General features: G+C 60.7%; 23 protein-coding genes and 1 riboswitch. Of the genes, 16 read left to right on the forward strand and 7 right to left on the reverse strand.

Annotated features, from left to right (window positions below; translation table 11 throughout):
• The first annotated feature begins 4 nt into the window (after positions 1-4).
• Positions 5-766 (forward strand): glycosyltransferase family 2 protein, encoded by a 762-nt coding sequence (locus HU722_RS03295; RefSeq protein WP_065875254.1) that lies wholly within the window; start codon positions 5-7, stop codon positions 764-766.
• A gap of 46 nt (positions 767-812) precedes the next feature.
• Positions 813-1,898 (forward strand): glycosyltransferase, encoded by a 1,086-nt coding sequence (locus tag HU722_RS03300; protein WP_065879879.1) that lies wholly within the window; start codon positions 813-815, stop codon positions 1,896-1,898.
• Here the strand turns inward: HU722_RS03300 and HU722_RS03305 are convergent.
• Complete coding sequence (locus HU722_RS03305; protein WP_175402998.1) at positions 1,887-2,453, reverse strand: BUD32 family EKC/KEOPS complex subunit; 567 nt, start codon at positions 2,451-2,453, stop codon at positions 1,887-1,889. The two genes, HU722_RS03300 and HU722_RS03305, sit on opposite strands and share 12 nt — an antisense overlap.
• Before the next feature lie 148 nt (positions 2,454-2,601).
• On the opposite strand from HU722_RS03305, the gene HU722_RS03310 reads away from it, so the two are divergent.
• From HU722_RS03310 to HU722_RS03335, 6 genes are all read left to right on the forward strand, one after another.
• Positions 2,602-3,780 carry an O-antigen ligase family protein gene (locus HU722_RS03310; protein ID WP_065889119.1) on the forward strand — a complete coding sequence of 393 codons (1,179 nt, stop codon included), beginning with the start codon at positions 2,602-2,604 and terminating at the stop codon, positions 3,778-3,780.
• Between the two features lie 9 nt (positions 3,781-3,789).
• A complete protein-coding gene (gene msbA / locus HU722_RS03315) occupies positions 3,790-5,598 on the forward strand; it encodes a lipid A export permease/ATP-binding protein MsbA (protein WP_065875250.1) in 1,809 nt (602 codons plus the stop codon).
• 153 nt (positions 5,599-5,751) lie between these two features.
• Complete coding sequence (locus HU722_RS03320) at positions 5,752-6,456, forward strand: sulfotransferase family 2 domain-containing protein (RefSeq protein ID WP_065879883.1); 705 nt, start codon at positions 5,752-5,754, stop codon at positions 6,454-6,456.
• Entirely contained in the window at positions 6,449-7,057 is a 609-nt protein-coding gene (gene cysC / locus HU722_RS03325) for an adenylyl-sulfate kinase (RefSeq protein ID WP_065889117.1), read from the forward strand. The genes HU722_RS03320 and cysC overlap by 8 nt, the downstream gene beginning before the upstream one ends.
• Before the next feature lie 103 nt (positions 7,058-7,160).
• Positions 7,161-8,585, forward strand: coding sequence for a bifunctional D-glycero-beta-D-manno-heptose-7-phosphate kinase/D-glycero-beta-D-manno-heptose 1-phosphate adenylyltransferase HldE (gene hldE / locus HU722_RS03330; RefSeq protein ID WP_065879885.1), 1,425 nt, complete (start codon positions 7,161-7,163; stop codon positions 8,583-8,585).
• Complete coding sequence (locus tag HU722_RS03335) at positions 8,578-9,504, forward strand: NAD-dependent epimerase/dehydratase family protein (protein ID WP_065879889.1); 927 nt, start codon at positions 8,578-8,580, stop codon at positions 9,502-9,504. The genes hldE and HU722_RS03335 overlap by 8 nt, the downstream gene beginning before the upstream one ends.
• A 213-nt stretch (positions 9,505-9,717) precedes the next feature.
• On the opposite strand, the gene HU722_RS03340 is transcribed toward HU722_RS03335, so the two are convergent.
• From HU722_RS03340 to HU722_RS03355, 4 genes are all read right to left on the reverse strand, one after another.
• Positions 9,718-10,677, reverse strand: coding sequence for a metal ABC transporter ATPase (locus HU722_RS03340; RefSeq protein ID WP_065875245.1), 960 nt, complete (start codon positions 10,675-10,677; stop codon positions 9,718-9,720).
• A gap of 41 nt (positions 10,678-10,718) precedes the next feature.
• Positions 10,719-11,531: an aldo/keto reductase gene (locus tag HU722_RS03345; RefSeq protein WP_065875244.1), complete on the reverse strand. Its 813-nt coding sequence runs from the start codon at positions 11,529-11,531 to the stop codon at positions 10,719-10,721.
• Positions 11,528-12,703, reverse strand: coding sequence for an NAD(P)/FAD-dependent oxidoreductase (locus tag HU722_RS03350; protein WP_065875243.1), 1,176 nt, complete (start codon positions 12,701-12,703; stop codon positions 11,528-11,530). Before HU722_RS03350 ends, HU722_RS03345 begins: the two co-directional genes overlap by 4 nt.
• A gap of 120 nt (positions 12,704-12,823) precedes the next feature.
• On the reverse strand, positions 12,824-13,159 hold the full coding sequence (locus tag HU722_RS03355; RefSeq protein WP_049710328.1) for a DMT family transporter: 336 nt from the start codon (positions 13,157-13,159) through the stop codon (positions 12,824-12,826).
• A 102-nt stretch (positions 13,160-13,261) separates the two neighbouring features.
• Here HU722_RS03355 and HU722_RS03360 point away from each other — a divergent pair, with 102 nt between their 5' ends.
• Positions 13,262-14,152, forward strand: coding sequence for a LysR family transcriptional regulator (locus HU722_RS03360; RefSeq protein WP_065879892.1), 891 nt, complete (start codon positions 13,262-13,264; stop codon positions 14,150-14,152).
• 23 nt (positions 14,153-14,175) lie between these two features.
• Complete coding sequence (waaA, locus tag HU722_RS03365; protein WP_065889115.1) at positions 14,176-15,453, forward strand: lipid IV(A) 3-deoxy-D-manno-octulosonic acid transferase; 1,278 nt, start codon at positions 14,176-14,178, stop codon at positions 15,451-15,453.
• A 121-nt stretch (positions 15,454-15,574) separates the two neighbouring features.
• On the opposite strand, the gene HU722_RS03370 is transcribed toward waaA, so the two are convergent.
• Entirely contained in the window at positions 15,575-17,014 is a 1,440-nt protein-coding gene (locus HU722_RS03370) for a TolC family outer membrane protein (protein ID WP_049710325.1), read from the reverse strand.
• Between the two features lie 195 nt (positions 17,015-17,209).
• A riboswitch (TPP riboswitch) is annotated at positions 17,210-17,315 on the forward strand.
• Positions 17,316-17,465: 150 nt separating this feature from the next.
• Between HU722_RS03370 and thiC the strand changes: the two genes are divergently transcribed.
• The gene (thiC, locus tag HU722_RS03375) at positions 17,466-19,370 is read left to right on the forward strand and encodes a phosphomethylpyrimidine synthase ThiC (RefSeq protein WP_065874378.1); all 1,905 of its coding nucleotides are present in this window, start codon (positions 17,466-17,468) and stop codon (positions 19,368-19,370) included.
• Between the two features lie 166 nt (positions 19,371-19,536).
• Positions 19,537-20,826 carry a putative hydroxymethylpyrimidine transporter CytX gene (gene cytX, locus HU722_RS03380; protein ID WP_065889113.1) on the forward strand — a complete coding sequence of 430 codons (1,290 nt, stop codon included), beginning with the start codon at positions 19,537-19,539 and terminating at the stop codon, positions 20,824-20,826.
• On the opposite strand, the gene HU722_RS03385 is transcribed toward cytX, so the two are convergent.
• Positions 20,795-21,532, reverse strand: a complete 738-nt coding sequence (locus tag HU722_RS03385) for an RsiV family protein (RefSeq protein WP_065889111.1) — start codon at positions 21,530-21,532, stop codon at positions 20,795-20,797. The two genes, cytX and HU722_RS03385, sit on opposite strands and share 32 nt — an antisense overlap.
• A 190-nt stretch (positions 21,533-21,722) precedes the next feature.
• Here HU722_RS03385 and HU722_RS03390 point away from each other — a divergent pair, with 190 nt between their 5' ends.
• From HU722_RS03390 to HU722_RS03405, 4 genes are all read left to right on the forward strand, one after another.
• Entirely contained in the window at positions 21,723-22,340 is a 618-nt protein-coding gene (locus HU722_RS03390) for an NUDIX domain-containing protein (protein ID WP_065889109.1), read from the forward strand.
• A complete protein-coding gene (locus tag HU722_RS03395; protein WP_012721893.1) occupies positions 22,331-22,780 on the forward strand; it encodes a DUF1249 domain-containing protein in 450 nt (149 codons plus the stop codon). Before HU722_RS03390 ends, HU722_RS03395 begins: the two co-directional genes overlap by 10 nt.
• Positions 22,781-22,877: 97 nt before the next feature.
• Positions 22,878-23,693 carry a 3',5'-cyclic-AMP phosphodiesterase gene (gene cpdA / locus HU722_RS03400; protein ID WP_065874375.1) on the forward strand — a complete coding sequence of 272 codons (816 nt, stop codon included), beginning with the start codon at positions 22,878-22,880 and terminating at the stop codon, positions 23,691-23,693.
• A 204-nt stretch (positions 23,694-23,897) separates the two neighbouring features.
• Positions 23,898-24,506 carry a YqiA/YcfP family alpha/beta fold hydrolase gene (locus HU722_RS03405; protein ID WP_065879899.1) on the forward strand — a complete coding sequence of 203 codons (609 nt, stop codon included), beginning with the start codon at positions 23,898-23,900 and terminating at the stop codon, positions 24,504-24,506.
• The last annotated feature ends 24 nt before the right edge of the window (positions 24,507-24,530 follow it).

Below are 24,530 nucleotides of genomic sequence, written 5' to 3' on the forward strand. Positions count from 1 at the left end.
TTGAATGCAGTTCTCCGATCAAAGCGACATAACGCTCGTGGTGACCAGTTGTGGTCGCTTCGATTTATTGAAGCGGACGCTCGAGAGCTTCGATCTGTTCAATACGGCGGATATCCGCGAAGTTTTCATTACCGAAGACTCCGGCGATGAAGCCGTGCGCCTTGCGGTGCCGCCGCACTGGCACAGCCATTGCACTTTCCTGATCAACCGCCCGAAGCTTGGGCAGTTGGCATCCGTCGATTTGGCCTACGAATCGGTCAAGACCCCCTACATATTCCATTGCGAGGATGATTGGGCGTTTTATCGACCAGGCTTTGTCGAAGACTCCAAGGCGGTACTGGAGCAGCGACCCGATATTTTGCAGGTGTGGTTGCGCAACTACGTTTACGACTTGCAGGTGCACAGCCCTTATATCCATCTGGGGCCACGTGAGGTGATTGGCGGGGTGCCGTGTTATCCCCTGCTGTCCGACAAGCCTGAGTGGCAGGGTTTTTCGCTGAATCCAGGGTTGCGGCGTATCAAGGAATATCGCTTGTGCGCGCCCTACGCCGGGTTCGAGGGTGAGAAGGGGCTATCGAAGCGTTACGCGCAGCTGAACCTGGCGGCCGTGACACTGGAAGGCGATGCGGTTTTGCACACGGGTTTCGGTTTGCATGTGGCGACGGCAGAAGAGCGCTTGACCAAGGCGCGGCGCAAGCGGCGAGAGCGGATCAAGCTGGCAGTCATGCTGGTACTGGGTGTCGGTATCGGCTGGTTGATCCATTAAGTACACGCAGAAAGCCACCACAACGCCGCAAAAGGTCATTTTTCAGATGAGTATCCTCAACATCATGTGGGCCGGTGGTTCTGCATTCGCTTCGGTGCAGAAGGTTCACCAACAGATACTTTCCCACGCCGTTTGCCGGGCACCGATCACTACCTGGTTGCTGCAAGGCGGTTCGGACGAGAGCGAGCCGGCAGTGGAATGGAACTTCTCCTCCGCCCAGCTCAAGGGTCGGCACCTGTGGAAGTTGCTGGCACCCTGGATGCGCGCGCGTTTTCAGAAGGCGCTGCCTGACGATCTGGAAGTTGTGCTGCTGGACGGGGTTGGGGTGGCGCGGGTGATGTTGCCGGTGCTCAAGCACTTGCCACATGTGCGCGCCGTCGTCGTGTTCCATGGCGTCACGCGCATGCGCCGGGCAGACCAGAAGCTCTTCGAACAGTTTCCGGCTACGCAACTGACCCTGGCGGCTGTTTCGCAAACCCTGGCTCACTCGCTTGAGCGTTACCTGCAGCGACCCGTGACAGTGCTGCGCAGCGCTTTTGATCCGGTGGCGTTCCGTGCGGCTGCGCTTTCTCGGGCGCAGGCGCGGTCTCGCCTGGGCCTGACTTTGGACGACTCGCCCGTGTTGGGGGCGGTAGGCCGGCTGGTAGACGGCAAGGGTTTTGGCTGTTTGCTGGACGCGTTTGCTGGCGTGTCGGCCCAGCAGCCGGATGCGCGGCTGGTGATTATCGGCGAGGGCGCTGCGAGGCAGACCCTGGAAGCGCGTATCGAACAGCTCGGCTTGCAGGGCAAGGTTTCGTTGCCGGGCCATCTGCCGGACGCCGCGACGCTTTACCGGGCCTTCGATTGGGTCGCCATTCCGTCGACGCAAGAAGGCTTGGGGTTGATCCTGCAAGAGTCGGTGATGGCGGGCGTGCCCGTTCTGACCAGTGAATTGGCCGTGTTTCGCGAGCAACTGGCGGATGCGGGCTGGTACGCGCCGTCAGACGATGTGCAGGCCTGGGGCAGTCTGATGGAGCGTGCGTTCGCCACATCTACCCAGGATGTGCTGGAGGCTCAGGCGCAAGCGCTGGCCCCGGACCAAGCCTGGAAAGATTTCAGTGAAACCTCCCAGCGCCTGTTTTCATGCCGCTAGCAACGCCTGCTCCAGTGCCTGCATTGGAAAGCGTTCGTTCAGCTTCTCGCGTGCAATATAACGTGCAAAGTGCTGCAAGTTGCGCCGTGCGAGTTCCGGGTTCAGCGGCGCGCGCAAAAAGCGCATATCCGCCACATCAATCAGCCCCATTTCGTTATCAGGTGTGACAACGATATTGCCCAGGTGCAGGGAGCGGAAGTAAATTCCCGCACCGTGCAAGCGGCGGATGAGCGCCACCAGCGGATCGAGGTTCGATTGCCAGTCAAAGCCTTCCTTGTTGGAAATCTGACGCAGCGTTTCACCCGGCAGCGGCCGATACAGCACGGCGGTCATGCCTGGCGCGGCCAGTTGAAAGAACGCGAGTACGGTCAGGGTGGGGATGCCACGCTGTTGCAATTGCGCCACGTTGTCGATGAACCGCTTGGAGTAGGGGCGCAACAGCGCTGACGAAAACAGACGCTTGCGGCGAAACAGTTTGAGGATATTCCCGTCGGCCAACAGGTAGACTTTGGGGCCGTAGCTGTCCTGTTCGAGGATTCGGGCACCTTCAATCATCGCGTTTAAATCGGCTTGGGGAAGCCTTGAACATTGCATCGTCGGAAAGCCTTGTGGGAGTCGCGGGCACAGTGATCGGTAATAATGCCGAAAGTTTTGGGTTTTAACCATGCCGGGTTGGCGGGTTGTACGTATTCAGGAGCGGGTGATGCAGGTAGGTCGTTGGGCGCAGGTATGGATGATTTTCGGGTTACTTTGGTTTTTGCTGGCGATTGCCTTCGCGCCGACCAACAAGATTTATCAACAAGGCTTGACGCTGTTTCTCTGGTTGCCGGCCATGGTGTTTGCCTGGTCGGCGCGTGAGCGCCTCAAGGAAGTCTGGCGTGAACAGCGCTGGATGTGCCTGATGATTGCGGCGCTCGCCGCCTGGGGCGCAGTCAGTTTGTCGTGGACCAATGCCGAAGACCCTTCGCGGGAGGCCAAGCGCTTGCTGTACATCGGCGTGTTCCTGCTGTTTTTCCCGGTGTTTGCCTGTGGGCAGACCGAGCGAGTCATCCGCGTGATGCAGTGGGGTGGCTTCGGGTTGGCCCTTTCTTCGCTGGTCGCGATCGTCAAGTTTTATGGCGTTGAGCATAATGTCTGGTATGCACGGCTCGAAGGGCTGGGCCAATTATCCCACCCGATTCTGGGGGCCTATGTGATAGGTCTGGCTGCCGTCTGGTTGTTGCATTGGGTGCCGCGTGGCCGCTGGATGCAAGTGGCGTGGGTGCTTTCTGTCGGGTTCCTCGGGCTTTTTGTGGTGCTGAGCCAAAGCCGCGGCGCCGCGCTGGCCCTGCTGCTGACGGTGGTGGCAATGCCGGCTTGGTGCCGAGACCGACGCACCACCGTGATCGCTATCGCGGCAGTCGTGGCGGCACTGGCGGTGTTCTTCGCCATGCAATCGCTGATGTTGGCCCGTGGCGTTTCCTACCGGCCGCAGATCTTTATGGCGGCCGTCCAGATGATCTCCGAGCATCCGTGGACCGGTTTGGGCCTGGGTGGTGATTACAAGGTATTCGCCGATAACCTCTATTTTGATCATTCCCACAATCTGTTCACTCACGTGAGCATCGAGTTGGGCCTGCCCGGCCTGCTGCTGTGGTGCGGGCTGTGGTTCGGCGTGCTCTGGCAAGCCTGGAAGGCTCGCGACACGCTTTACGGCAAGGGCATCATCGGTATGTGGATGTTTTCGTTCCTGGCGATGCAGTTCGATGCGGCCAGCCTAACGGGCACCCCGCGGGCCGAGTGGTTTATCTCGTGGCTGCCGATTGCGCTGGCCAGTGTCTTGGTCTGGGCTCGGGCCAACCCCGATGCATGTGATAAAGTTCGCGTCCTACCCAATCAGTGAGCTCGACACATGAGTGACGCACCGCCCAAAGCGGACCAGGAATCCAGCCTGAAAATTTACTTCAGGCTGCTGGGCTATGTGAAACCGTACATCGGCATGTTCATGCTGAGTATCTTGGGCTTCGTGATCTTTGCTTCCACCCAGCCGATGCTCGCCGGGATCCTCAAGTACTTTGTGGATGGCTTGAGCAATCCCGACGTGGTGTTCCTGCCCAAGATCCCGCTGTTCAAGGACCTCAAGCTGCTGATGGCCGTGCCGCTGCTGATCATCCTGATCGCCGCGTGGCAAGGCCTTGGCTCTTTCCTCGGCAACTACTACCTGGCCAAGGTCTCCCTTGGCCTGGTGCATGACCTGCGCGTCCAGCTGTTCAACAAACTGTTGGTACTGCCGAATCGCTATTTTGATACGCATAACTCCGGGCACCTGATTTCCCGCATCACCTTCAACGTGACCATGGTCACCGGCGCCGCCACGGATGCGATCAAGGTCGTGATCCGTGAAGGTCTGACGGTGGTGTTCCTGTTCGGTTACCTGCTGTGGATGAACTGGAAGCTGACCCTGGTGATGCTGGCGATCCTGCCGCTGATCGCCATTATGGTCGGCAGCACCAGCAAGAAATTCCGCAAGCAGAGCAAGAAGATCCAAGTGGCAATGGGCGATGTCACCCACGTGGCCTCGGAGACCATCCAGGGTTACCGCGTGGTGCGCAGTTTCGGTGGCGAAAGCTACGAGGAACGCCGTTTTGCCGCCGCCAGCCAAAGCAACACCGACAAACAGCTGCGCATGAACAAGACCGGCGCGGTCTACACGCCGATGCTGCAACTAGTGATCTACACGGCCATGGCCACCTTGATGTTCCTGGTGCTGTTGCTGCGCGGCGACGCCACGGCGGGTGACCTGGTGGCCTACATCACCGCTGCGGGCCTGCTGCCCAAGCCGATCCGTCAGTTGTCGGAAGTCAGCTCGACGATCCAGAAAGGCGTCGCCGGTGCCGAAAGCATCTTCGAACAGCTCGATGAAGAGCCGGAAGTCGACAGCGGCACCGTGGAGCGTGATCGCGTCAGCGGTCGCCTGGACGTGCGCAACCTGAGCTTCACCTATCCGGGTGCTGAGCGCGAAGTGCTGAAGAACATCAGCTTCACGGCGGAACCTGGGCAGATGATTGCGCTGGTAGGGCGCTCAGGCAGTGGCAAGTCCACGCTGGCCAGCCTGATTCCGCGGTTTTACCACCACGAAACCGGCGAAATCCTGCTGGATGAGGTGGAGATCGAAGACTACCGCCTGCGCAACCTGCGCCGGCATGTGGCCCAAGTGACCCAGCACGTCACCCTGTTCAACGATACCGTGGCCAATAACATCGCCTACGGCGACCTGGCGGATGCACCGCGTGCCGACATCGAAAAAGCCGCCGCCGATGCCTATGCCATGGACTTCATCGCCGAACTGCCCAAAGGCCTGGACACCGAAGTCGGTGAAAACGGCGTGCTGCTCTCCGGCGGCCAGCGTCAGCGCTTGGCCATCGCCCGCGCCCTGCTGAAAAATGCCCCGTTGCTGATCCTGGACGAAGCGACTTCGGCGCTCGACACCGAGTCCGAACGCCACATTCAGGCTGCGCTGGACAAAGTCATGAAGGGCCGCACCACCCTGGTTATCGCGCACCGACTGTCCACCATCGAGAAAGCCGACATGATTCTGGTGATGGACCACGGTGAAATTGTCGAGCGGGGTACACATGTGGAACTGCTGGCCCTGGGCGGCTATTACTCGCGCCTGCACGCCATGGGCCTGGATGAGCCCATCACGGCTAACATCACCTGATGTGCCGGGGCGCGCAATGCGCCCCGGGGTTTGTATCAAGGCCCTTACACGGCTTGACCAAAGCCAAATAATTCGCAGCCTGTCGTTTGTTATGTTGGCCTTCTCGATTCGAATGACGAACGAGAGGGCTAACCTTCTTGCGTGGGTAATGGAATGTTGCAACGTCTGTTCTGGAAACTGCTTCCCAAACCCCAAAGGGTGTTTTTGCTGGGACGTTTGTCAGTGGTGGATCGCCAGGCGGTGAACAAATCGTTGTCTGGGGTGACGGCACTTCCGCCTGCTTTCGAACGACACAACTGCGTGTTTATCCATGTGCCCAAATGCGCCGGCAGCAGCGTCTGTTCGGCGTTGCTCGATGGGCGCTGGCCAGGGCATTTGCCGTATTACTGGTATCAGCAACAGTTCCCCGAACATTGCCAACGCAGTTTCAAATTTGCCTTTGTGCGTGATCCGCTGGAGCGCGCCTACTCGGCCTACACCTACTTGCGCAGCAACCACATGGGCCCTCGCGACCTGCAGGCACAGGCACTGGTGTGCAGCTACCGCGACTTTGACCAATTCGTCGCCCACTGGTTGTGCCCGGAAAACCTGCGCCGCCAGCTGCACTTTGCTCCCCAGACCGACTTCCTGGTCGATCACATCGGGCAAATGGCCATGGATTTCCTGGGTCGCCAAGAGTCCCTGGAGCAAGACTTCCAGCAGCTGTGCGAGCGCCTCGGCGTAACGTCTTCGCTGCCCCATCTCAATGTTTCACTCGGGCGGCGCAGCGAGCCGGTCAGGGACTTCTGCACCCTGCGTACGCGGCGCCTGGTCCGGCGTGCCTATCAACGTGACTACGAGGTCCTGGGTTATGAATAGTCCGTCGCTCTCCCGTGGCTCTGCCTCCATTCGCCCCTTTGCCTTGTCGTTGTCGGCCGCCGCGCGCGCCGCGCTCAAGCACCAGCAGCCTTGCTGCCTGTGGCTGACAGGGTTGTCCGGGGCCGGCAAGTCGACCCTGGCCAATGCCCTGGAAGTGCAGCTCAATGAGCAAGGCCGGCATACCTTTGTGCTCGATGGTGACAACTTGCGCACGGGGTTGTGCAACGACTTGGGCATGAGCGATGCGGCGCGCAAGGAAAACATCCGGCGCATTGGCGAAGTGGCGCGACTGATGGTTGACGCGGGATTGATCGTAATCGTCTCGGCGATTTCTCCGTTCAGCGCCGATCGTGCGACTGCCAAGGCACTGTTCGGCCCGGGGCAGTTTTTCGAGGTCTACATCAGCACGCCGTTTGACGTGTGCGCGCGGCGCGATCCCAAGGGGTTATACCGTGCGGCGCTGGATGGGCGCATCAAGGCCTTCACCGGGCTGGACAGCCCTTACGAAGCGCCGCTTGCAGCCGACTGCGAAGTCAACACCGATGAGGTCGAATTGGCCGACGCGGTGGACCATATCCTGGCCGCTTTGTTTAAAAAATGAGCAGATGTCGCCTGTGATGCCTCCCGGATAAAGCTCTCGAACTAGGCGGCGCTCACCCTGTGCTAATATCGCGCCCCTGTTCATTTTGTATGTGGGTTGCTCCATGAAGTTGTCCATGCCGCGATTCGATCAAGCCCCTGTCTTGGTGGTCGGCGATGTCATGCTCGACCGTTACTGGCATGGCGGTACCTCACGGATTTCCCCTGAGGCGCCGGTACCGGTAGTCAAGGTCGAGCAAATCGAAGACCGCCCAGGCGGCGCTGCCAACGTTGCCCTTAATATTGCCGCCCTCGGCGCCCCGGCCTCCCTGGTGGGCGTGACCGGTGACGACGAAGCCGCCGACAGCCTGGCCAACAGCCTGCGCGGTGCTGGCGTGCGCGCGCTGTTCCAGCGCATTGCCCATCAGCCGACCATCGTCAAGCTGCGGGTCATGAGCCGTCACCAGCAATTGCTGCGTATTGATTTCGAAGAACCCTTCGCCACCGACGCCCTGGCCCTCAGTGGCCAGGTTGACGAGCTGCTCGAAGGCATCAAGGTGCTGGTGTTGTCGGACTACGGCAAAGGCGCCTTGAAGAACCACCAGGTATTGATCCAGGCCGCCAAGGCCAAAGGCATCCCGGTGCTGGCTGATCCCAAGGGCAAGGACTTTTCGATTTATCGTGGAGCCAGCCTGATCACGCCGAATCTCAGCGAGTTCGAAGCCATCGTCGGTGGTTGCGCCGACGAGCACGACCTGGTGACCAAGGGCGCAGCGCTGATGGCCGACCTCGACCTGGGCGCCTTGCTGGTGACCCGTGGCGAGCACGGCATGACCTTGCTGCGTCCGGGCCACCCGGCGATGCACCTGCCGGCGCGAGCGCGTGAAGTGTTCGACGTCACCGGCGCCGGCGACACCGTGATTTCCACCCTGGCCGCCTCGATTGCGGCCGGTGAAGAGCTACCGCATGCGGTGGCCCTGGCCAACCTGGCCGCGGGCATCGTGGTGGGCAAGTTGGGTACTGCTGCCATCAGCGCACCTGAATTGCGCCGTGCGATCCAGCGCTCCGAAGGCTCGGAGCGCGGCGTGCTGAGCATCGAGCAATTGCTGCTGGCGATTGACGATGCCCGTGCCCACGGCGAAAGCATTGTGTTCACCAACGGCTGCTTCGACATCTTGCACGCCGGTCATGTGACGTACCTTGAGCAGGCGAGCGCTCAAGGCGATCGCCTGATCGTTGCGGTCAACGACGACGCTTCGGTCAGCCGCCTGAAAGGCCCGGGGCGCCCGATCAACAGTGTCGACCGGCGCATGGCGGTGCTGGCAGGTCTGGGCGCAGTGGACTGGGTGATCAGCTTCCCTGAAGCGACCCCGGAAAACCTGCTGGCCCAGGTCAAGCCGGACGTGCTGGTCAAGGGTGGCGACTACTCCGTCGACCAGGTCGTGGGGGCGGATATCGTCAGCGCCTACGGCGGCACGGTCAAAGTGCTGGGCCTGGTTGAGAACAGCTCGACTACGGCTATCGTCGAGAAGATCCGCAACAATGAGTAAACGGGTACTGATCACCGGTGGTGCAGGCTTTATCGGCTCGCACCTGGTCGATGGGCTGCTCGCTAAAGGCTACAGCGTGCGGGTGCTGGATAACCTCTCCACCGGCAAGCGCAGCAACCTGCCGTTGGACGATCCGCGCGTCGAACTGCTGGAAGGTAATGTGGCCGATGCCGAGCTGGTGGCGCGTGCCGCTGTCGGCGCGGCAGCGGTGGTGCACCTGGCGGCGGTGGCCTCGGTGCAGGCATCGGTGGATGATCCGGTCAGCACGCACCAGAGCAACTTTGTCGGCACCTTGAATGTCTGCGAAGCCATGCGCAAGGTTGGCGTCAAGCGTGTGGTGTATGCCTCCAGCGCTGCCGTCTATGGCAACAATGGCGAGGGTGCTTCGATTGATGAAGAAACCACCAAGGCGCCGTTGACGCCTTATGCGTCCGACAAATTGGCCGGTGAGTATTACTTCGACTTCTACCGCCGCCAGCATGGCCTGGAGCCGGTGATTTTCCGCTTCTTCAATATCTTCGGGCCGCGCCAGGATCCGTCATCGCCGTATTCGGGCGTGATCAGTATCTTCAGCGAGCGCGTACAGCAAGGCGTGCCGATTGCCGTGTTTGGCGATGGCGAGCAAACCCGTGACTTCATGTACGTGGAAGACCTGGTGGACGTATTGGTCCAGGCCGTAGAAGCGCCCGCCGCACCTTTGGGCGCAATCAACGTGGGTTGGAACCGCACCACCACCCTCAGGCAAGTGCTGCAAGCCCTGGAAGAAATAGTCGGCAAGTTGCCAACAGTGACTTACGGGCCGGCGCGTTCCGGGGATATCCGGCATTCGCGGGCGAACAACCAGCGGTTGTTAGCGAGCTTCACACTGCCGGAGCCTACCCCGTTGAAGGCTGGCCTGGAGCGCTTGCTCAAAGGCTGAACGCAATCAATTGTGGGAGCTGGATTGGATATCCATGCAATTTTCAAAGTGAAAGTGCGTAGCAGCTGTCGAGCCCTGGCGAGGCTGCGTTTGCGGCCTGTCTGACACACCGCTGACGCAGCCTCGCCAGGGCTCGACAGCTGCTACGCAGGCTCAAGATGTGTAGCTATCAATACTCATCACAGGTCTGCCAGCTCCCACATTGGGTTCGCGTTAAGCCTTGGCTTTTTTCTTCGGCACGATTTTGCGCAGCACCCGCTTTGCCAGGCGCTTCAATTTCGATTCTTTCTCCGGCACCGCGAGCCCTTGCTGGCGCAGCCAATCCTTCCAGCGAATCCGCTCCTCACGCACCACCCAGCCTTCCTGCTGGGCGAAGCTTTCTGCGAGGTACAAACCCCGCGTGCTCGCTGGATACAGCTGGTCCTTCTTGACGGTGTACAGCTCGGCCAGGGGTTGGCCGTCTTTGAGGGGCATCAGGTACAGGTCTGGCCGCTGGCGGTCCAGGCGCGCGACCAGTTGATCACCTTCCAGGCGCTCGTCCACATGGAACAGGCTCAGGGATTTGGCTTCCTTGGGCACTTCCAGGCGCAGGTCGTAAATCAATTGCAGCGATGCGGTGGGCAAGTGCACGTAGGCGCGCGGGCGCTCGATCAACTGGGTTGTGGCACAACGCACCGGGCGGGCAGCACCGGACAAGGGGCTCAGGCGAAACGGCAGCGCTTCGCGGTAATGCAGCGCGGCGGAGTAGGGCGCCGGCAGCCAGGTGTCATTGAAGCGCCCGCTGAGCCAACCCTCCGGCGTCTCCAGCAGGCACTCTTCAGCAATTTCCTGGATGGCAGTGTGCAGCGGCAGGTTCAGTTCATGGGCGGGCACGTAGCCGGAAATCAGCTTGAGCACCACATCGCCACGGTCCTGCCGGCGTTGGCGTACCAGCACCCAGTAATCGCGGTTCTGCCAATGCAGGGTCAGGCGTACCGAAACCCCCAGGTTGGCCAGTTCCAGGGCGAAGCGCTCGGGGTCTGCCACCTCCACCGGCTTGCGCCGCTGCAGGGTCTGGGCAAAGTTGAGCGGCATGCCGACGCTCTGGTAGCTCAGGCCTTCGGGGGTGGCTTCGACGTGCAGCGGCAGTGTTTTGAAGTTGCTGGGGTTTTTTCTTATGAGCGTACGCGGCATGTCGGCTCCTTCTTGCGACGGGGTCGGCCGCGTCGGCGGCATCAGAGTTGACGAATGACTTGGGCAGCGGTCGCCACGTTATGGGCCAAGTGCAGCGGATTAATGGTCCCGACAATAGCACTGGCGACGCCGGTTTGCGCAAACAACAATGTGAAACTGGCGCGAATTGGATCCACTCCTGGCGCAAGGCATACGTGGCCGCTGGCCAGGGCCTTTTTCACCAATATGCCCTTGCCGTGTGCCGCCGCATACTCAATGACGGCTTTCTCGGCCTGTTCGTTCAAATTGTAGGTGACCATCGCGCAATCGCCCTGTTCCAGAGCCTTTACACCGCCTTCGACGGTTTTGCCGGAAAACCCGAAGCCGCGAATCTTGCCTTCCTTTTTCAGCTCGGCCAGGGTCTGGTAGACCTCACAGTCGTTGAGGATATGCAGGTCATTACCGTCGGAATGCACGAGTACCAAGTCGATAAAATCAGTTTCAAGTCGTTTCAGGCTGCGCTCGATTGACATCCGCGTATGAGCCGCGCTGAAGTCGTGGCTGGACGCGCCATTCTCGAATTCTTCACCGACCTTGCTGACAATCACCCAGTCCTTGCGCTGATCCCGCAGCAGCGGCCCCAGGCGTTCTTCACTCATGCCATAAGCCGGTGCGGTATCGATCAGGTTGATGCCCAGTTCACGGGCCTGACGCAACAGCATACGGGCCTCGTCGTCACCGGGAATCTGGAAACCGCTGGGGTATTTCACCCCTTGATCGCGACCCAGCTTGACGGTGCCCAGGCCCAGCGGCGAGACCAGCAGGCCGGTGCTGCCCAAGGGGCGATGCAGGTCATGCAGGGTTGGCAGGCTCATGGCAACAGTTGCTCCCAGGCAGGTACACCGATGGCGGGTTTGGGCAGGACGGGCAGTGGCTCGCTGGCGCTTGGGCGGATGCCATCACGCTCCAGGCTGTCGATCACCCGATCAGCGAAGTCAGGCGCCAACGCCAGCTTGGTCGGCCAGCCCACTAACAGGCGGCCTTGCTCGGCGATGAAGGCGTTGTCGGGGCGGGATAAGCCTGATTGCAATGGTTCGGCACGGTCGACGCGCAGGGTGGCCCATTGGGTCTGGCTCATGTCGATCCAAGGCAACAGCTGGGCAAGCTCTTTCTGCGCGGTGGCGATCTGTTCTTGCGGGGTGCGCGCCACGCCATCGGCTTCGGCAATGTCGCCGCCCATGTACCATACCCAATTGCCATCGGCCGCCGGGTGAGTGGTGACGGTGATGCGCGGCTTGGTCCCGCCGCCCAGGCAGTGGGCGTACAACGGCTTCAGGCCGGGCCCTTTGGCGATGATCATGTGCAATGGACGCTTTTGCATGGCTGGCTGGCTGAGGCCCAGCGCGGTCAGCAAATCTGCCGTGCCGGCGCCGGCGCTCAACACGATGCGCTGAGCGCGAATCGCGCGACCGTCGACCTTCAAACCCACCAGCGCGTCGCCTTCCAGCAACGGTTCAATCTGTTGCCCGGCGAGCAACCCGTCGCCGGCCAGTTGTGCCAGGCGTTCGATCAGGCTCGGTACATCCACTACCAGTTCGGCCAAGCGATAGACCTTGCCTTTGAAACGGCGGTCTTGCAGGGCGGGTGGCAGGTCATTGCCCTTGACCTGGTCGACGCGGCCGCGCACGGCCTTGCTGGCGAAGAAACTGGTGAGGTTGCCAGCGAGCGTGCCGGGGGACCACAGGTAATGGGCCTCGGACAGCAAGCGTACGCCGGACAAATCCAGCTCACCGTTACCTGCCAGCGCTTCACGCCAGCGGCGCGGCATATCGGCAATCGCTTCGGAAGCGCCGGTAAGGGCACCGTGCAGGGCGTATTTCGCACCGCCGTGAATGATCCCCTGGGACTTCACGCTTTGCCCGCCACCCAGGGTGGCGCTTTCCACGACCACCGTGGAAAAGCCCTGGCGGCGCAGGCGCGCATTCAGCCAGAGGCCGGCAACCCCGGCGCCGACAATCAGAACGTCGGTGGAAATAACGGATGGCATGGGCGACCTCTCTTCAAAACAAGGCGCCAAGTATACATTCTCAAGGCATGCGCACCGTAGGCGCTGTCGAGCTTCAGTGAGGCTGCGAATTCTGGATTCAGTTAAGTTTCAAGTGAACAATCAGTGCCCGGCGGTTTTCGAGAACAATTGAATGACCACCACGCCCAGTACAATCAGGCCCATTCCCAGCATCGCCGGGATATCCAGCTTTTGCCCATAAATAAACAGCGCCGCGATGCTCACCATCACAATGCCCATCCCGGCCCACACCGCGTAGGCCACGCCGACCGGTACCGTGCGCACCACCAACGTCAGCATCCAGAACGCCACGCCGTAACCGACGATCACCAGCAGCAGGGGAATTGGCGTGCTCCAGCCCTTGATGGCCTTCATCGAAACGGTGGCGATCACTTCCGAGCAGATGGCAATGGCCAAGTAGTAGTAGGCGGCGTTCATGGGTCAATCCTCGGGGTAAAGCAATCAGATAAGGCTGGCATTTTAGAGTTTTATCAGATGGGGTAAAGTCATTACCTATCCGAATTAGAGATGGGTTGAGCCATGAGCGTGCAGTGGGATCTGGAGCAGATGCGCCTATTTGTCAGCGTCGCCGAGCAGCGTTCGTTTTCGGCGGTGGCGCGTGAGCAGCGCAAGGCCCAATCGGCCGTCAGCAATGCGATTGCCATGCTGGAGGCGGACCTGGGCGTCAGCCTGTTCGAGCGCAGCAGTGGCCGCCAACCGCGGCTGACTGAAGCCGGCAGCGTGTTGCTGGAAGAAGCACGCGAAGTGCTGCGCCAATGCGAGCGGCTCAATGGCCGGGCGCTGTCATTGACGCGCGGCGAGGAGGCTTGCCTGCGCCTGGCTCAGGATGAAGCCATGTTGTTCCAGCCTGTCCTTGATAGCCTTGAGGCGCTGGCGGGGCAGTACCCGCTGCTGGAAGTGCAACTGTCCAGCGCCGCCCAGGGTGATGTCGCGCGCAAGTTGGTGGAGCGCAAGGCGGACCTGGGCCTGTTGTTCTATCACGACCAGATCCCCGAAGCACTCGAGCGGCGAGTAGTCGGCAGTGTGGAGATGGTCACGGTATGCGGTGTCAATCACCCGCTGGCCAAGGAAAAGTACGTGGATTGCCAGCGCCTGGCGCAATTTCGCCAACTGCTGATGTCGACCCAGACCAGCGTTTACCCCGGCAGTGAAGCCGCCAGCCCGCTGGTGTGGCGCGCCGACAGTTTCTACGTGCTGGCCGAATGGCTGATGAGTGGCCTGGGCTGGGCCTGGCTGCCCCGGCATATCGTGCAGTACCCGACTTATCAGCAACAAATGGTCGAATTGGACAGCGAATGGACGCCGCCAGCCCTGGTGGTGGAATTGGTGTGGCGCCGCGACGAGCACTTGGGGCCCGCCGCGCGCTTCCTGGCCAAACGTTTTGCTGAGTGCTTGCAGGCGATCGACTGAAAAAGCCGATAAACTCCGGCGCCATGAATAGAACTCTCTACAGCTGTCTGTTTTACCTGGCGCTGCCGTTGGTGGCTTTACGTCTGTGGTTACGTGCGCGCAAGGCGCCGGCCTATGCCAACCGCGTCGGCGAGCGCTTTTCCTATGGCTTGCCGGTGATGCGACCGGGCGGGATCTGGGTGCATGCGGTGTCGGTGGGCGAAAGCATCGCTGCTGCGCCGATGGTTCGGGGGTTGCTTGCGCGTTATCCAGCGCTGCCCATCACCGTCACCTGCATGACGCCTACCGGGTCTGAGCGCATCCAGGCGTTGTTCGCCAATGAGTCGCGCATTCAGCACTGCTATTTGCCGTATGACTTGCCGTGCGCGGCCAAGCGTTTCCTTGATCGCGTGCAGCCGAAACTCGCGGTGATCATGGAAACCGAGCTGTGGCCCAACCATATCCACGCCTGCGCCCAGCGCGGGATTCCGGTGGCGTTGGCGAATGCGCGGCTGTCGGCGCGCTCGGCCAAGGGGTATGCACGTTTCGCCAAGCTGACGGCGCCGATGCTGTCTGAGCTGAGCCTATTTGCCGTGCAGACGCAAACCGAAGCCCAGCGCTTCCTGAGCCTGGGAGCTCGTGCGGAAACCGTCGAAGTCACCGGCTCGATCAAGTTCGACCTGACCATCGACCCCCAGTTACCGGTGCGTGCTGCTGCATTGCGCGAACAATGGGGCGCCAGCGAGCGTCCTGTGTGGATCGCCGCCAGCACCCATGAAGGTGAAGATGAGGTGGTGTTGGCTGCCCATCGCCAACTGCTCGACAGCTATCCCAACGCGTTGCTGATTCTGGTGCCGCGCCACCAGGAACGCTTCGGACCGATGTTCGAACTGTGCGAACAGCAAGGCTTTTCCACTGTGCGCCGTTCCAGTGGCGAGTCCGTCACTGCGGGCACTTCGGTTCTGCTCGGCGACACCATGGGCGAGCTGCTGTTTCTTTACGCGTTGGCCGACAGCGCGTTTGTTGGCGGCAGCCTGGTGGCGACCGGTGGGCACAATCCTTTGGAGCCGGCAGCGTTGGCCAAACCCGTGATCATGGGGCCGCACGTGTTCAACTTCCTCGAAATCACCGCAATGATGCGTGAAGCCGGGGCGCTGCGAGAGGTGGATGACGCCGAAGGATTGGCCGAAGCCGTGCGCCAGTTGTTCGAACTGCCGCAAGATGCACGCAAGATGTCCCAGGCTGGCCTCAAGGTGATGCAGGCCAACCAGGGCGCGCTCAAGCGTTTGCTGGACGGTTTGGACAAACTGCTTACCCGCTGACAACACCAATCAAATGTGGGAGCGGGCTTGCTCGCGAATGCGGTGTATCAGCACCAGATGTACTGGCTGACACACCGCATTCGCGAGCAAGCCCGCTCCCACAATTAGTTATACGGTGTGTTTAATAGCCGGGGCGAGCCTTCAACTGTTCGGCCGCGGCCTTGGCCAAATCCGGTGGCAGGAAGTCCTTATCCGGGTTGTAGTCAACCTTGAGGTAGCGCGCCAGGTCCTGCAGATCCCCTGGGTTCAAGGTGCCCGCTGCCTGCTTCAAACGCAGGTTGTCGAGGATGTAGTCGTAGCGGCTGTTGTTGTAGTTACGCACCGATGCGTAGAGCTGGCGCTGTGAATCCAGTACGTCAACGATATTGCGCGTCCCCACCTGATAGCCGATTTCCGTGGCTTCTACCGCGCTCTGGTTGGAGATGATCGACTGGCGGCGCGCCTGTACCTGTTCCACATCAGTGTTTACCGCACGGTGCAGGTTGCGCGTATTTTCCACCACCTGGCGGCGCAGGCCTTCGCGTTGCTGCTCGGTCTGGCCCAGGCGCGAGTAGGATTCACGCACCTGCGAGCTGGTCAGGCCGCCGCTGTAGATCGGGATGGTCAACTGCAAGCCGATGGTCCGGCGCGAGGCGTCGCCGTGATAGTCCGGGCCGAAAGCGTTGGGATTGCTGGCGCCGAGGGCATCGTTGTCACCCTTTTGGTACTGCGCCACCGCATCAAGGGTTGGAGCATGCCCGGCCTTGCGTTGCTTGAGGGTCTCTTCGGCGGCGGTGACGGCGTAGTTGCTGGCGAGGAGGTTAAGGTTCTGGCGACCTGCCGTTTCGACCCAGCTTTTGGCGTCGTTCGGTGCCGGCGGCAGCACTGGCAACGTGTGGACAATGCCCTGGATCGAGTTGTACTGACGGTTTGTCAGGGTAATCAACGCTTCGAAAGCATCATCCACCTGGCGCTGGGCGACAATGCGATTGGCGCGCGCCGTGTCATAGCTGGCCTGCGATTGCAGTACGTCAGTTTTATCCGACAGACCGACGTCGAAACGTTCGTTGGATTGGTCCAGTTGGCGTTTGAACGCAGCTTCTTCTGCTTTGGTCGTCGCCAGATTGTCCTGGGCTCGCAGCACGCTGAAGTAGCTTTCGGCGCTTTGCAGGATCAGGTTCTGTTCGGTGGCCGAGAGTTGCAGCGCTGCCTGTTCGTTGACGGCTTCAGCGGCTTGCAATTGAAACCAGCGGTCGGCACGAAATATCGGTTGGCTCAAGGTCGCGCGCCAGGAATGAGCGTCACGGTCAATCTTGGCGGCGGGCTGATCAAATTCATTGCGCACACTATTGGAATCGGCGCCAGCCGACAGGTTAGGCAGCAGCCCGGCGCGGGCCTGGGGCACCACTTCCTTCTGTGCGCCATATTGAGCGCGGGCGGCGGCCAAGTCGGCGTTGTTGTCTACAGCTTCCTGGTAGACGCTGACCAAGTCGGTTTTGGTCGACAGGGGCGCTTCAGCTGCCCAGACCATTCCGTTGGTTGCACAAGACACGGCGAGCGCCAGTGAAAGTTTGCGCAGCATGGGCAATCCCTAGATTGAATATTACGATTATAATTTGGTGCTCAAGGCTAAGACGAGTAATCCATAGCGTCAAGCCTTGAGGCAGTTGCCGAGTGTAGTGGCGCTGCCATTGCACAACAATCCTGTAATTGCGCCATTCATCACGCTGAATGCTCGGGTGTTGGCAATTTGCCCACGGCATGGTCTAGACTGGCCGCGTTCTTGTCGGGGTGCCTTGTTGGAAGGCTGAGATCGGTAAATACCGGATCCCGTTGAACCTGATCAGGTTAGCGCCTGCGTAGGGAACAAGATTTCTCGTCACCCGGCGAGTCCTCTTGTGCTTCGTCCGGGATGTTGTTCGACAATCGAACAGCGCTCGTGCGCCAAGCACAGCACTGGTTTCAGTGCGTCCATCCGTCACAGGTTCGCTCCGACAAAAATCCACCGCCTGGAATAAGTTGGAGAGCCCGTGATGAGCACAGAAATAAAAAGTACAAAACTGAAAAACACCGTGCACCTGAGTGAATCGGCCAAGGTCGACTCCGGCTCCGTGCAGCCGTTTACCCGCTCGCAAAAAATCTACGTGCAGGGCACTCGCCCAGACATCCGCGTGCCGATGCGCGAAATCAGCCTGGACGTGACCCCCACCGATTTCGGCGGTGAAATCAACGCCCCCGTCGTCGTCTACGACACCTCCGGCCCCTACACCGACCCCAATGTGATCATTGATGTGCGCAAAGGCCTGGGCGATGTACGTTCGCCGTGGATCGAAGTGCGTGGCGATACCGAGCGCCTGCCCGGCCTGAGCTCGCACTTCGGCCAACAGCGTTTGAGTGATGCCGAGTTGACCGCGCTGCGCTTCGCCCACGTTAAGAACCCGCGCCGCGCCAAGGCCGGCGCCAACGTCACGCAGATGCACTACGCGCGCAAAGGCATCATCACTGCCGAGATGGAATACGTTGCCATCCGCGAAAACATGAAGCTTGAAGAAGCCCGCGCCAGTGGCCTGCTGGACCAGCAACACGCCGGCCACAGCTTTGGCGCCAGCGTACCGAAGATCATCACCCCGGAATTCGTGCGCGAAGAAATCGCCCGTGGCCGTGCAATCATCCCGGCCAACATCAACCACACCGAACTGGAACCGATGATCATCGGCCGTAACTTCCTGGTGAAGATCAACGGCAACATCGGCAACAGCGCCCTGGGTTCGTCCATCGAAGAAGAAGTGGCGAAACTGACTTGGGGCATTCGCTGGGGCTCGGACACCGTGATGGACTTGTCCACTGGCAAGCACATCCACGAAACCCGCGAGTGGATCATCCGCAACTCGCCGGTGCCGATCGGTACCGTGCCGATTTACCAGGCGCTGGAAAAAGTTGGCGGCGCCGCTGAAGACCTGACCTGGGAGCTGTTCCGCGACACGCTGATCGAGCAGGCCGAGCAGGGCGTCGATTACTTCACCATCCACGCCGGCGTGCTGCTGCGCTACGTGCCGCTGACCGCCAAGCGTGTCACCGGCATTGTGTCCCGTGGCGGCTCGATCATGGCCAAGTGGTGCCTGGCGCACCACAAAGAGAACTTCACCTACACGCATTTCGACGAAATCTGCGAAATCATGAAGGCCTACGACGTCAGCTTCTCCCTTGGCGATGGCCTGCGGCCCGGTTCGATTGCCGACGCCAACGACGCCGCGCAGTTCGGCGAGCTGGAAACCCTCGGCGAACTGACCAAGACCGCCTGGAAGCACGACGTGCAGACCATGATCGAAGGCCCCGGCCACGTGCCGATGCAGTTGATCAAGGAAAACATGGACAAGCAGCTCGAGTGCTGCGACGAAGCACCGTTCTACACACTCGGCCCGCTGACCACGGACATTGCGCCGGGTTATGACCACATCACCTCCGGCATCGGTGCGGCGATGATCGGTTGGTTCGGTTGCGCGATGCTCTGCTACGTCACGCCCAAGGAACACCTGGGTTTGCCAAACAAGGATGACGTGAAGACCGGGATCATCACCTACAAGATCGCTGCGCACGCGGCTGACCTTGCAAAAGGCCATCCAGGCGCGCAAATCCGCGATAACGCCTTGAGCAAGGCGCGCTTCGAGTTCCGCTGGGAAGACCAGTTCAACCTTGGCCTGGACCCGGACACTGCGCGTTCGTATCACGATGAAACCCTGCCGAAGGATTCGGCCAAGGTCGCGCATTTCTGCTCGATGTGCGGGCCGAAGTTCTGCTCGATGAAAATCACTCAGGAAGTGCGTGAGTACGCGGCCAACCAGCGCATTGAAGCGGTGGATGTCGATGTAGCCAAGGGCTTGGCGGAACAGGCGGAGCGGTTCAAGCAGGAAGGGAGTCAGCTGTACAAGAAGGTCTGATCCAGAGGTGGCGGTGACTGTGTCGCCGCCATCGCGGGCAAGCCCGGCTCCCACATTTAACCGAGTGGTGCACATATCTTGTGTTCACAGCAGGTCCCCTGTGGGAGTCGGGCTTGCCCGCGATAGCGATCTCCCAAACAACAAATGTTCTTCAGAGATAACACCCTTGAGCATTCAACCCAGCACCTACTCCCCGGACATCGCGGTCCCCGCTGACAAACGCGTCTTCGGCGCCCGCGACCTGTTCTCCCTCTGGTTCTCCCTCGGCATCGGCCTGATGGTCCTGCAAACCGGCGCACTGCTCGCGCCGGGCCTGGGCTTGTCCGGCTCTTTGCTGGCAATCTTCCTCGGCACCCTGGTCGGTGTGCTGTTGTTGGCCGCCGTTGGCGTGATCGGCAGTGACACCGGCCTGTCCGCCATGGCCGCCCTCAAGCTCAGCCTCGGCACCAAAGGCGCGAGCCTGCCGGCGCTGCTCAACTTGTTACAACTGATTGGCTGGGGCTCGTTCGAAATCATCGTGATGCGCGACGCTGCCAGCCTGTTGGGTACGCGGGCGTTCAGCGACGGCAGCCTGCTGGCCAGCCCGTTACTGTGGACCCTGTTTTTCGGCGGCTTGGCGACCCTGCTGGCCGTCAGCGGCCCACTGACCTTCGTGCGCCAGATTCTGCGCAAATGGGGCATCTGGCTGCTGCTCGCCGCCTGCCTGTGGCTGACCTGGAACCTGTTCGCCAAAGCCGACCTCGCTGCGCTATGGGCGCGGGCCGGTGACGGGTCTATGCCGTTTGCGGTGGGTTTTGATATTGCTATCGCCATGCCGCTGTCGTGGCTGCCGCTGATCGCCGATTACTCACGCTTCGGCAAACGCGCAAAAAGCGTGTTCGGTGGCACTGCGCTTGGATTCTTTATCGGTAATTTCTGGCTGATGAGCCTGGGCGTGGCGTACACCCTGGCATTTGCGCCGAGCGGTGAAGTGAATGCGCTATTGCTGGCGTTGGCCGGGGCTGGCCTGGGCATTCCGCTTTTATTGATTCTGTTGGATGAATCGGAAAACGCCTTTGCCGATATTCACTCGGCGGCAGTCTCCAGCGGGATATTGTTGCGCTTGAAGATCGAGCACCTGGCGTTGGCCATTGGCGTTATCTGCACCCTGATCGCCTGCTTTGCACCGTTGGCTCAGTACCAGAATTTCCTGCTATTGATCGGCTCGGTGTTTGCGCCGCTGTTTGGCGTGGTGCTGGTGGATCACTTTATCCTGCGCCGCCGCGGCCAAGGCGCAATCGCCAACCTGCGCTGGCCGGCGTTATTGGCCTGGCTGGGTGGCATCGCGACTTACCACCTGCTGGCCAATCTGTATCCGGACATCGGCGCGACCCTGCCGGCACTGGTGCTGGCAGGGCTGTTGCAGTGGATCCTGGGTCGGATCTTCAGCGGCGCGCGGGCACCAGCTCAGGCCTGAGGATGCCGTCCAGGCGCGAGTAGGGGATCTGCAGCTCGACATGGCCCAAGGCATAGGGGGCGATCGTGGTGGTCGGGTACTTGAGGATCACACCACCATAGGTCAGCGCCACGTTCGGGGTTTTCTGGAAGGGGTAGGTTTTCACAAACTCCGGCTCCAGGCTCAGGCGGGTGCTGATCAGCCAGCTGTTGTGGGCCACCTGGGCGGCTTTCCAGAACGCGTCTTCCTTGCCGGGCAGCAGCATGTCGGTCAGGGTCAGCGCCTTTTGCTGCTGGCGCGAATAGTTGATGAACGCACGGCCTGGTTCGCCGTGGGTAGCACCTTGGTCCAGGTAGCTGGACAGCTCGATGATCACCAGACCGTCATGCTGCTCCCGTACCTTGGCCTGCAAATACATGCTATTGCGCGGTGCAGCGGTGCGCAGGAACTGCTCGCTGTACGACGCAAGGCTCGTCGGCAGTGGGTCGGCTTGTGTCATTTCCAGCAGGCGCTGTTCGATCAAGGCATCCAGCTTGGGTTCTTTGGCAAAATGCACGGTGTCGATATTCACCAGCGGGCAATCGGTGCTGGCGCAGCCCGGCTTGCTTTGCTCGGTGGCGTCGCGGGTGGCTTCCAGCGGCGCGCGATAGCTCGGTTGGAACAGGCTTTGGCAGGCACCCAGGGTCAATGCGATGCAGGCCACGGAGGCGATTTTTAAAAGCGACATGTAGGGTCTTCGTCCGTCGATAAGAGCGAAATTGTGCAGCTTCGACTACCGGCAAGGCAGTCAGTTCGCCACTAAGCTGATTAGAGTGAGTTTGACGCTCGCCGTCTATCCCGGCAACTGGAAAGGGGCTGCACCAACCGGCGTGAGCGCGTTAGGATGGCGCGAATTGCACAGGCTAACGAGGAAGGATATGACGGACATTGCGAAATCGACGCCGAGCAAGATTGAAATTGTTCAGCGCGACAATGCTTTCAAGGGCTTCTATCAGCTCGACCGCCTGCAGCTGCGTCACGAGAAATTCGATGGCGGCATGAGCCGGGTGATCAACCGCGAGGTCTTTGTGCGTCATGATGCCGTGTGCGTATTGCCCTACGATCCGCAGCGCGATGAAGTGGTGTTGAACGAACAGTTTCGCGTCGGCGCCATGGGCCGTACCGACAACCCCTGGCTGATCGAAATGGTCGCCGGCCTCATCGACAAGGACGAGGAACCGGAGGAGGTTGCACACCGCGAAGCCGAAGAGGAAGCTGGGCTGACGTTCTCTGCGTTGTGGCCGATCACCAAATATTTCCCTTCGCCCGGCGGCAGTACTGAATATGTGCACTTGTACCTGGGCCGTTGCGACAGCACCGGTGTAGGTGGCGTCCATGGACTGGAAGAAGAAGCTGAAGATATCCGCGTCACCGTATGGGCTTTCGAAGATGCCCTACAAGCGGTGCGTGACGGCAAAATTTCCAACGCAGCCAGCATCATCGCCCTGCAATGGCTTGCGCTTAATCGCGCGGAAGTGAGGGGGTTATGGCAGTAAAGGCACGGGAACGTTATCGAGTCGACCTGATCGGGCTGCAAGCCGCCTGCGAGGCCAACTATGCGCGGCTGATGCGCCTGCTCCCCGACATGCGCCACGCCCCCGAGGCGCGGCGCATCGGTGTGACCCATGGCGACCAGATGCTTGGCGTGCTGGCCCTGGAAGTCATCGTCAACTGCCCGTACACCACCACCCTGCGCGTGCGCCAGGAACACAGCCTGCCATGGCTGCCGGTGCCGCAGCTGGAAGTGCAGGTCTACCACGATGCGCGCATGGCCGAAGTGATCAGCGCCGAACATGCGCGACGCTTTCGCAGCATCTATCCTTACCCCAACGTGTTCATGCACCAGCCCGATGAGAAAGCACAGCTCAATGTGTTCCTCGGTGAATGGTTGAGCCACTGCCTGGCCCTGGGCCATGAGTTCGAAGCTGTGCGGTAGATGTGAACTGCGTCTGCTTCATGGGTTTCCTCTTTGTGTCCTGCCCCAGCATAATCACGCCAAACGTCCATTCCTGTGATTGCCTTGGGAGAGCGCCTTGCCGAGCGTATCCACTGTGAGTCCTGATGCGCCAGCCTTGCTGGTGCAACTGTCCGACAGCCATTTGTTTGCCGAGACCGATGGCACGCTGCTGGGCATGAACACCCGTGAAAGCCTGCAACGGGTGATCGAGCTGGTGCACACGCAGCAGCCGCGGATTGATTTGGTGTTGGCCACGGGGGATTTGTCCCAGGACGGCACATTGGCGTCGTACCAGCAATTTCGTGACATGACCGCGCCCATCGGTGCCCCGGCCCGCTGGATCCCCGGTAATCACGATGAGCCGCAGATCATGGCCGACGCCGCCATGCACAGCGACTTGCTGGAGCCGGTGGTCGATGTCGGCAACTGGCGCGTCACCTTGCTGGACTCGGCTGTACCCGGTTCGGTACCGGGCTACCTGCAAGACCAGCAACTGCAATTGCTCGCCCAGGCCCTGAGCGAAGCACCGAGCCGGCATCATCTGGTGTGCTTTCACCATCATCCGGTGCCCATCGGTTGCGCCTGGATGGAGCCCATTGGCCTGCGCAATCCCGATGCTTTATTTGCCGTGCTCGACCGTTTTCCACAGGTACGGGCGGTGCTCTGGGGCCACGTGCACCAGGAGATCGACCGCGAGCGCAACGGCGTGCGGCTGTTGGCGTCGCCGTCCACTTGCATTCAGTTCGCGCCGGGCAGCGAGGATTTCAAGGTCAGCGAGCAGGCGCCGGGGTATCGCTGGCTACGCTTGCATGCCGACGGACGGTTGGAGACCGGCGTGGAGCGGGTCAAGGATTTCGCATTTACCGTGGACTACGGCAGCAACGGCTATTAAAAGCTGTAAACGCTGATCAAAAGTGTGGGGGCGGGCTTGCCTGCGATAGCTGCTTGCCAGCCAATACATGCAGGACTGATCCACCGCCATCGCGGGCAAGTCGGCTCCCACATTGGTTCTGCAGCGGCTGGACGATAGGGGACTCACACACCACCCCGATCCCTGTAAACTGCGCCTCTTTGGCCACGTCACGGAGAGCCCGGCATGTCCGCTTCGATCCTGTATATCCACGGCTTCAACAGCGCGCCGGCGTCCAACAAGGCCAGCCAGTTGATCACCGTGATGGATACCCTCGGCCTGGCTGACCAACTGCGCGTGCCGGCGCTGCATCACCATCCTCGTCAGGCGATTCCTCAGTTGGAAGCCGCTATCGCTGAACTGGGGCGGCCACTGCTGGTCGGCAGCTCACTCGGCGGCTACTATGCAACCCATCTTGCCGAACGCCATGGCCTCAAGGCGCTGCTGGTGAACCCAGCGGTCAGCCCCCATCGGATGTTCGACGGTTATTTGGGCACCCAAAAGAACCTCTACACCGACGAGACCTGGGAACTGACCCACGACCACGTGACGGCACTGGCCGAGCTGGAAGTCCCGGCGCCCCAGGACGCCGCGCGTTATCAGGTGTGGTTGCAGACCGGGGACGAAACCCTGGACTATCGCCTCGCCCAACAGTATTACCGGGCCTGTGCCTTGCGCATCCAGGCCGGTGGCGACCATGGTTACCAAGGGTTCGCCCAGCAATTACCGGCGCTGCTGAGCTTTGCCGGGATTGGCGCAGATCAGTATCAATCCTTCGACTTTGCAGCACTGTAAAGTCGCAGGTCATTTTTTAATCGA

The organism is Pseudomonas tritici (assembly GCF_014268275.3).
Taxonomy (GTDB): domain Bacteria; phylum Pseudomonadota; class Gammaproteobacteria; order Pseudomonadales; family Pseudomonadaceae; genus Aquipseudomonas; species Aquipseudomonas tritici.